We start from the raw sequence: 8,486 nt of genomic DNA on the forward strand, positions 1-8,486 counted from the left end.
TTTTGTTATAGCCGAAAGAGCAAAATCAAAAGGCTGCCTATGTTCGGCAGCCTTTTTTATCAAAGTAGACTGTTTTCTATCGAAGAAGGCAATGCTTTCGTGCGTATATGTGTTAGTCATCCAGCGGCGCACCAAACACATACTTGTCAACCAAGCTAACCATACGCCCAATCTCAGGTTTTGTAATGGTGTCGTTTGCACCGAGCTGCAAGGCTTTCGCGCGGTTATCTTCACTCATAATGGATGAGAACATAATAATTGGCATGGTTTTGTAGGCGTCTGTTTCACGTAGGCGCTTGACCAAGTGCATACCGTCCATCCGGGGCATTTCAACATCTGAGACAATGGCATCGACAAATTCAGTGATGGCGACGCCTTCTTCTTTTGATATACGCTCAAACTCGATCAGTTTTTCGAACGCTTCACCACCGTCTTTGGCGGAAATAATATTAAAGCCGGCTGAGCGGAGGGTGTTTTCGATCAAACTACGAATAAAGGCGGAATCATCGACGACCAACGCGGTTTTAGCTTCGCGTTTTTTAGCGCTAGACTCGGATATATTGACGCTTCTATCCTGAGTGACATCGTATTTTTCCATGCTCAATTCAGGATTGATGTCAGCGATGATTTTTTCGAAGTCTAAGATCATGATCAGATTTTTGTCTTTACGTACCACAGCAACCACACAATCTTGCTCGCCAGCTTCTAAAAACTGGCTAGGAGACTCAACGGCTTCCCATGAAATCCGATGAATGCGGCTGATACTATCGATCAAAAAGCCATTGGTCATATTGTTGAAATCGGTAACGATGACAAATTTGTTATCTTTTTCTGGTCGTGTAGGCACCCCCAACCAGCCAGCGAGATCAATCAATGGGGTTAGCTTGTCGCGCGATGAGAACACACCAATCATGTGTGATTGTGCATTGGGATAATCCGTTGTTTCAGGGACTTGAATGACTTCACGAACCTTGGCCACATTGATACCGTAGTAGCAAGTTTTGGTGCTACCGTCAGGAAGTTGTTTTATCAAGTGGAACTCAATGATTTCGAGCTCATTCGTCCCACTTTCCGTTAGTATTTCGTTCTTTGATGGCTCGTGATTCATGCCTACCACATTTCCTTTCGATAACAGCGAGCAACGCTGATGTGAGCTTACGTTTGGTCAGTATAAGCCCGAGATCGTTAAAGCGACAATATTTGCGCATCAATCAAACGATGATCTGTGGCCTATCGCGCTAATTGATGTATCAAATACGTCATCCAATCACAGGCTTTTAACATTAGCACTGAAAGTACCACTCATTGTTGTGTCTGTATCGAGTTGCGTTGTTTTGGTTCCTGTGTCATCAATGAAGTCGTCATGAGGAAATAGGAGGCAGGGATGTCTGAGTCCAGTTATCAATGGTTAGAAAGAGTGCGCGATATGCGCTCTGTGTTTGAAAGACAGAAAGCAATAGCCAACCAAGACGCGTTTCCTGACTATACGCAACGTATTGAAAGCCTTAAGCGGCTTCGTCGAGCAATAAAAGGTCACCATAACGTATTACAACAAGCCCTTAGCGACGATTACGGCCACCGCGCTTTTGGTGATACCGAAATCGCTGATATTTTGCCACTGATACACCAAATTGATTATACCCGTCGCCGATTAAAACGATGGATGAAGCCGCAAAAACGGCGTCCTGGGATTACCTTACTCGGAACCAAATTGGCGGTACACCAACAGCCAAAAGGGGTAGTTGGGATTGTCGTGCCGTGGAATTTTCCAATCATGCTGGCAGTCAGTCCATTGATTTGCGCGTTAGCGGCCGGCAATCGGGTAATGCTCAAGCTTTCGGAGTTCACGCCGAACACCAATCGGGTATTACGCGAGCTCATCGCGGATGTGTTTAGCCCTAAGGAAGTGGCCGTGATTGAAGGGGAAGTGGAAGTGTCGCGTCGCTTTACTGAATTAGAGTTCGATCATCTATTTTTTACCGGTTCGACCCAAGTTGGACGGCAGGTCATGCTGGCTGCGGCTGATAATTTGACGCCGGTGACCCTTGAGTTGGGGGGAAAATCTCCTGTGATCATTGATGATAAGATTGATATGGATGTCGCCGTCTCGCGGCTTATTTACGGAAAGTGCTTAAACGCTGGGCAGATATGTGTTGCCCCCGACTATGTGCTTTGCCCTGAACATCGGCAAGAAGCGTTTATCCACGCCTACCAACAAGCGTTTCGTGCCATGTATCCTGATTTTGAGGCCAACCAAGACTACAGCCAGATCGTTAACCAAACTCAAGTAACGCGGCTAGAAGAAACACTGCAAGATGCGTTAGATAAAGGTGCGAGGCGCTGGTGTGCGCTCGATCAAAAAACCATACCGACCGCAGAAAAACGATGCTGGCCAACTCAGTTACTGACCCATGTCACTGACGACATGCGGGTGATGCAAGAAGAGGTTTTTGGTCCGCTTTTGCCCATTGTCACTTATCAAGATTTTGCCGAGGCACTGCATTATATTCAGGCACGTCCACGACCGCTCGCTTTGTATTTGATGAGTAATGATGCGGAGAAACGCTCGCAGGTCACCACACAGCTTCACGCCGGCGGCATGGGGATTAATGAAACCTTGTTTCATGTCGCGGCAGAAGATGCGCCTTTTGGGGGCATTGGTGATTCCGGCATGGGGCATTACCACGGCATTGAAGGCTTTTATACCTTTAGTCACAGTAAAACCGTGCTCACCCGTGATAGATGGGACACCAGCTTTTTAGTTAAACCGCCATACAACCGCTGGTATAAACGCTTAATGCGCTGGTGGTTGATGCGATAGTTACTCGTGATTTATTTGTGAATAAAACCACAAAAGCTGTCCAATAACATTGCGTGTTTTTTGATTCGATACTACTAATTAAGTATTATCTTAAGTATTGTTGGTGTTGATTATGCGATATCAAAATTCGAATCAAGAGCGACGTCGGTTTTTAAAACTCCTAGCAGGAGCGGGAGCGATAAGCTTGATGCCGACAAGCTTACCTTCACGCGCCCAGACTCGTGCCAAAGTCGTTATTGTCGGTAATGGTGCTGCTGGTATATCGTTGGCGAATCGCCTTATTCAACACCTTTCGGCTGATCAAATATCGTTAGTGGGCGCACGGCAGCGCCATCTATATCAACCTGGACAAACTTTGGTTGCATCTGGATTATGGAAAGCATCCCAAGTCCTATCAACAACAGAACAATGGTTACCTGCTGGGATAAAATGGCACCAACAAAATGCCAATGCGTTTTTACCTGAACAACAACAAGTTGTACTCGAGGATGGCACTAAGCTCAGCTATGACGTATTGGTCGTTGCCATGGGCGCCCAACTTAATTACACCCTCATTGAGGGAATGGATGAACGTCTGATTGGTCAGCATGGTATCGGTAGCGTTTATCCAGGGCCAGAGGGCGCACTAGCAACGGATACGGCGTTTAAACACTTTATGAATAAAGGTGAGGGTAAAGCGATATTTACCCTTTCTAACACACCAATCAAGTGCGCAGGCGCGCCACTTAAAATGACCTTTACTTCTCTCGCACGTCTTGAGCAAACTGGGCGCCGGCAGGCATTTGATGTGAACTTTACCACGCCGTTTAAAGATCGATTGTTTTCAATCCCTGTCTATAACGATTTTGTGATGAAACGCTTTGGTGAACAAGGGGTTGACATCAGTGATGAGAAAACATTGATCGGTATTGATGTGGCCAGTAAAAAAGCACGCTTTGCAATAGGAGCAAAAGAGACAACCATTGAAGAAGAGTATGACTATATTCATGTCGTGCCGCCTATGAGTGCGCCTGATGTAGTTAAAAGGAGTGATCTTGTTTGGGGACAAGGTCCTCATAAGGATGAATGGATGGCGGCGGATCAATATACACTACAGCATCCAAAATTCCCTAATGTATTTGGTATCGGTGATGTAACAGGTATTCCGCTATCGAAAACGGCTGCGAGCGTGAAAAAGCAAGTGCCAGTCATCGAAGCCAATATTTTGAGCTTTCTTAATGATAAACCTCTAGAAGCCAATTTTAATGGCTATACGTCTTGCCCATTGATTACTGGGTTCGGTAAAGCCATGTTGGTTGAGTTTGGTTACGGCGGTAAATTGCTACCTTCTTTTCCCTTTATTAGTCCAACAGAAGAAACTTGGATGGCTTGGGTCATGAAAGAGCAAATGTTGCTACCAGCCTATCAAGCGATGCTGGATGGAAAAATTTAACGGAGGCAGATATGACCATTGACGCGATTTTTACCGTGTTACTGTATTCAGCCGCTCCCTATTGGGGTTGGTTATTGTTTTTAGTATGTGTGCCTGTCGTGTCGTTAACTATTTTGCGTCGCTTCTCTTTACGCAGTGCCAAGCGCGCTATTGTGTTCAGTATCGTAGTAGGGATTGTCTGTGCACTCTTAACGCCAACCCTCACTGGTTCGTCTCTTGCGATGCTCAATGGTGCAGCCGATTGGGTTATGCTGATGATGGTGGCGATAGGTGCGACACTGTACTGCTTGTTAGTGGCCGCAATAGTTTTGCAGCCGATATCTTCATCTGTGCTTAATAACCGGGCTTTATGATCACATAGGACGATTCATCAACACAGTATTCGATCACATCACTAAATTTTTTAGGGGAATTGATCTATACCTTTGGTTGTTACATAAGTGTTAAAATCGATGCGGGCAACCAAGGGAGCAACCCAATGGCTTTTTCAATACAACCCGATTCTATGCTGCCAGATATTAGCAATCATGAACGAGCAATGGTCGAGCAAGAGGTAAAGCTCGCCGTCACCGATGCTAATGGCAAATCACTGGGGTATTTGGCGATGGTGCCCGATGCGCAGCGCTTTATTACCTTAACCCAAGATAACGCAGAGGCGTTGAGTTTTATCAAAACCCCATGCAGCGTTAATGCGGGCTATTATCAGTGGTCGTTTTTTTATGACGATATTGAATATGGCCTTGATTGTTTAATTGAGCCGGACAGAAACAAGTGTCGACTTTATGCCAACGATCACGCTGCGGCTGCGCCCTCATGGAAGCTCGCTTATCAAGGAGAACTTGGCCCTTTAATGATTGCAGCGCCTATCTCTGCCATTGGGCCGGGTACGCGTATCGCTGTCACGTCTTCAGATACTGAAGTACCTAATGTGTTAGTGGGCGCGCTTGATGGCGGCGTGTTGATTCACGAAGAATCTGCCTAACAAAAAAGCATTAAGAAATATGTAATGAGCCAGCGAAACCGCTGGCTTTTTTCTGTTCACAGAGATCACTAATAGGCTGTGAGTCCCAATTTAGTTTTCATATAGAGTGTGGTGGGTGTCTAAAATAAAGGACTAACAATGCCTAGTTAAAAAGTGTTAGATGTGAGTGAGCTGAGTCAATTAACGCATTGTAAACRATTGGTTAAAAAATGTTTGGCTGACAAAAAGGTCAATAATACTAATGAATCTCCTTAATAAAGTGATTTTCACTACGGAAAAAACAGCCTTAGTTGTATAGCTTTAAAGCGTTATTGTTGATTTTTGTAGGCAATAATTGCTAATACATTTAACCATTGTAAGGAATACAATATGTTAAAGCATGCTCTTAGCTGTTGCGTCGCGTCGGCGCTGATGGCGGCATCACCCACAGCACTATCTGAACAACATGAAGGTAAACAAGGCGTCTCTCAGCAGCAAACGCTAGCGCCATTGATGGTTGCGGCGGAAAACCGGGGGATTGAGGATCAGTACATCGTGGTACTCAAGCAGCCAATGACTCTGAGTGATGATCCGCAAGCGTTGAAAACCTTTACTCAACAAGCCGTGTCTAGCATGGTTAACCAACATGCGGTTAAGGTAGAAAAAGTGTTTGATCGCTCGTTAAGTGGGTTTGTAGCTAAGCTCACACCGGCACAATTACGTGCATTACGCATGGATTCGCAAGTTGATTTTATTGAACAAGATAAGACCATTTCATTGGACCCGGTGATTACCCCTGACGCGAACCAAAATAACCCTGTTTGGGGGTTAGATCGTATTGATCAGCGCAATCTTCCTCTAGACAACAACTACAGCACTAACTTTGATGGCACAGGTGTCACTGCTTATGTTATTGATACTGGTGTGACAACGTCACATGTTGAGTTTGGTGGTCGTGCACGCTCCGGATATGACTTTGTTGATAACGATCAAGATGCGACTGACTGTAACGGCCACGGTACGCATGTGGCTGGCACCATTGGCGGTAGTCAATACGGAGTCGCTAAAAATGTCGATATTGTCGGGGTGAGGGTGCTCAGCTGTAGCGGTTCGGGGTCGACGTCCGGTGTGATTGGTGGTGTCGATTGGGTAGCAGCCAATGCGAATGGCCCGTCAGTGGCAAACATGAGCCTAGGTGGAGGCGTATCAACAGCGCTCGATCGTGCCGTTGCCAGTGCGGTACAATCTGGCGTGAGTTTTATGCTAGCAGCGGGTAACTCCAATGCTGATGCCTGTAATAGTTCGCCTGCACGAGAGCCAAGCGGTGTCACTGTAGGATCTAGCACGATTCGCGATACCCGCTCTAGCTTCTCAAACTGGGGAAGCTGCTTGGATGTGTTCGCCCCAGGATCGGACATAAAGTCCGCTTGGTATGATGGGAGTTATCGCACCATCAGCGGCACCTCGATGGCGACCCCTCATGTTGCTGGGGTTGCTGCCTTGTACCTACAAGAAAACAGCAGCCTTTCGCCTGTACAATTAGCGAATTTAATTAGCAACCGCGCGAGTGTCGATAAAATTAACGACCCTCGTGGCTCCGTCAACAAACTGTTGTATAGTCAAGCCGATAGTAGTTGTGAGCCAAATTGCGGTACAGAGCCTGATCCTAAGGGTGAGCTTAAAAATGGTCAGGCGCTAACAGATATTTCGGGTGGGCAAGGCGCCCAGCGCTTCTTCTATGTTGATGTAGACGCTGGGCAACGCCTCACGGTGAATATTAGCGGCGGCTCAGGCGATGCTGATTTGTACCTGCGCTATGGCTCAAAGCCAACCCTTAATAACTGGGATTGTCGACCGTACAATTACGGTAATAGCGAAGTGTGTACCGTGCAGAACACCCTGAAAGGTCGCTATCATGTGATGTTAAACGGCTACGCAGCATTTAGTGGTGTCAGCGTGACCGCCCGTTACTAGGCGTTTGTTGGCAATAAATAGCATTCGCCGCACGACAAGTGATGAATGGTAAGATACCGAGTTAAACGCGCGGATATGATCCGCGCGTTATTTATCAGACTTGCCGAAAACCTCTTCGTTTAGGTAGGAGAGCAGTCAATTGTAGTGGCGTATACACTTACACAGTAAATCGATAAATCCTTCTCGGTTGATTGCCATTGCAACCTCGGCATTGGCTGGATTACCTGTAACTTGATAACGATCGACCACTGTCATACCTGTTGTCAGTGCTCCCTGAGTTTCTATACCCACCCAAACGGATTCACAGTCAAAAAGCTCAGGCTTGACTAACCACGCAATCGTGCATGGATCATGTAACGGTGAGCCATCAAGTCGCCATTTAGGATCGCGATGGTAGCGCATAAAGAAATCAAGCCACCCCGCGACAGTTTGCGCGACAGGATTATTAATGGCTCGGATAGACGCCACGTCTTCATCTTTGACTAGGGCTTGATGGGTCACATCTAACCCAAACATGGTTATGGGGATCCCTGCACGGAAAACACAGTCTGCCGCCTCAGGGTCAACATAAATATTAAATTCAGCGGCGGGTGTCCAATTGCCAAAAGTCACGCCTCCCCCCATCAATACAATCCGCTTAATTCGGTTGGTCAGATCAGGGTAGGCAGTGATAAGTAACGCCACATTCGTCAATGGACCTGTTGCAACCAAGGTGACCGGCTGATCGCTTTTTTTTAAGACACTGGCCATCAGATTAACAGCATTATTAGGATCAGGATCCATCATAGGCTCTGGCAGCTCAGGACCATCCAAGCCCGACTCGCCGTGAACATTATCGGCAATAATCAAATCACGGGTGAGCGGTTTATGTGCCCCACCCGCAATGGGAATATGTGATTGTTGCAGTAAGGTGAGAATGCGCCGTGCGTTGTAAAGCGTTTTATCAGGGGTTTGGTTGCCCGCACTGGTCGTCACGGCTTTGATATCGAGTTGCGGTAATGCACAAGCCATTACCAGTGCAATGGCATCGTCATGTCCCGGATCACAGTCAATAATAATGGGTTCATTCATAAACAACCTATCCCGTTGAGGTAAATATCCGTTGAATCATGCTTAGGATAAATGTGTTTCTGCACTGTGCTTGTGATCCCTTTCGCTAAACAGCCATGTCGCGCGAGATGTAACATGTGCGTGATTTATCATCAAAAAATGAGATATAAACAGTTACAATTTGTCAACAACAAGCAAACGAAAATGTGGTTGTTGCATTGTTTTGCAAACAATTCAATCAATCTAAT

General features: G+C 46.3%; 7 protein-coding genes. 5 read left to right on the plus strand and 2 right to left on the minus strand.

The genetic code is table 11. From position 1 onward, the window contains the following. Positions 1–112: 112 nt before the first annotated feature. On the minus strand, positions 113–1,108 hold the full coding sequence (locus BZG81_RS12390; RefSeq protein WP_021022971.1) for a chemotaxis protein: 996 nt from the start codon (positions 1,106–1,108) through the stop codon (positions 113–115). A gap of 276 nt (positions 1,109–1,384) precedes the next feature. Here BZG81_RS12390 and BZG81_RS12395 point away from each other — a divergent pair, with 276 nt between their 5' ends. From BZG81_RS12395 to BZG81_RS12415, 5 genes are all read left to right on the plus strand, one after another. After that, a complete protein-coding gene (locus BZG81_RS12395; RefSeq protein ID WP_077677519.1) occupies positions 1,385–2,821 on the plus strand; it encodes a coniferyl aldehyde dehydrogenase in 1,437 nt (478 codons plus the stop codon). Between the two features lie 112 nt (positions 2,822–2,933). Continuing rightward, entirely contained in the window at positions 2,934–4,253 is a 1,320-nt protein-coding gene (locus tag BZG81_RS12400) for an NAD(P)/FAD-dependent oxidoreductase (protein WP_077677520.1), read from the plus strand. An 11-nt stretch (positions 4,254–4,264) separates the two neighbouring features. Then, the gene (locus tag BZG81_RS12405; protein ID WP_077677521.1) at positions 4,265–4,606 is read left to right on the plus strand and encodes a hypothetical protein; all 342 of its coding nucleotides are present in this window, start codon (positions 4,265–4,267) and stop codon (positions 4,604–4,606) included. 125 nt (positions 4,607–4,731) lie between these two features. Further along, a complete protein-coding gene (locus BZG81_RS12410) occupies positions 4,732–5,235 on the plus strand; it encodes a hypothetical protein (protein WP_077457301.1) in 504 nt (167 codons plus the stop codon). Between the two features lie 369 nt (positions 5,236–5,604). Continuing rightward, complete coding sequence (locus BZG81_RS12415) at positions 5,605–7,188, plus strand: S8 family peptidase (RefSeq protein ID WP_077677522.1); 1,584 nt, start codon at positions 5,605–5,607, stop codon at positions 7,186–7,188. Between the two features lie 135 nt (positions 7,189–7,323). Here the strand turns inward: BZG81_RS12415 and rihA are convergent, their stop codons facing one another. Then, the gene (gene rihA, locus BZG81_RS12420) at positions 7,324–8,259 is read right to left on the minus strand and encodes a pyrimidine-specific ribonucleoside hydrolase RihA (protein WP_077677523.1); all 936 of its coding nucleotides are present in this window, start codon (positions 8,257–8,259) and stop codon (positions 7,324–7,326) included. Between the last annotated feature and the right edge of the window lie 227 nt (positions 8,260–8,486).

It is taken from the genome of Salinivibrio sp. MA607 (assembly GCF_001996245.1).
In the GTDB taxonomy this organism is placed as follows: domain Bacteria; phylum Pseudomonadota; class Gammaproteobacteria; order Enterobacterales; family Vibrionaceae; genus Salinivibrio; species Salinivibrio costicola.